Source organism: Candidatus Symbiopectobacterium sp. NZEC135 (assembly GCF_025962695.1).
Genome location: NZ_JAGFPF010001266.1, coordinates 1 through 631, shown reverse-complemented (window position 1 = coordinate 631; position 631 = coordinate 1). Strand labels below are relative to the sequence as shown.

The 631-nt window shown below is 52.6% G+C and carries 2 protein-coding genes; one reads left to right on the top strand and one right to left on the bottom strand.

What is annotated here, in order from left to right:
* The coding region (locus tag J5224_RS33750; protein ID WP_264629230.1) for a DUF2498 family protein at positions 1-99 on the top strand (99 nt) is incomplete at its 5' end.
* A gap of 51 nt (positions 100-150) precedes the next feature.
* Here the strand turns inward: J5224_RS33750 and J5224_RS33745 are convergent.
* Positions 151-631, bottom strand: a 481-nt coding sequence (locus tag J5224_RS33745) for a S49 family peptidase (RefSeq protein WP_264629229.1), incomplete at its 5' end; no start/stop codon positions are given.

Sequence of the window (631 nt, the reverse complement as noted above, 5' to 3'; positions counted from 1 at the left end):
GATGACAACGGCCTGCCGACATTAAAAACCACGGCGGTGTTTAACATGTTCAAGCATTTGGCGCATGAATTGTCAGAGAAGTATCAACTGATCGACTAAGCGGGATATCCCTGTACGCGGTGTATTTTGCCGCGCACAGGGTTAAACGCCTCAAACAAACGGATGGCTGCCCCGCTGCCACCAACGCAGCAGCAGACGTTCGGCGGATTCACCCGCGTTTCCCATGATTTTGTCCAACAGGCGCTTGCGCCGCGTATAACGCACGCTCAGCACTTCATGCGTGGTTATTTCCTGGATCAGCAAATCGTCGCTGGTGCCAATCGCATCGACCAGTCCCAACGTTTGTGCCTGCGTGCCAAACCAATGTTCGCCCGTGGCGGTTTTATCGATGTCCAGCGAGGGCCGCATCTCTTTGACAAACTGTTTGAACAGGCCGTGAGTGACGTTCAGCTCTTCACGGAATTTTTCACGCCCCTGCTCCGTATTCTCACCAAACAGCGTTAACGTGCGCTTATATTCACCGGCAGTGTGCAATTCGACATCAATATCATTGTTTTTCAGCAACCGATTGAAGTTGGGGATCTGAGCGACCACGCCAATAGAACCGATGATGGCAAACGGCGCCGCAACA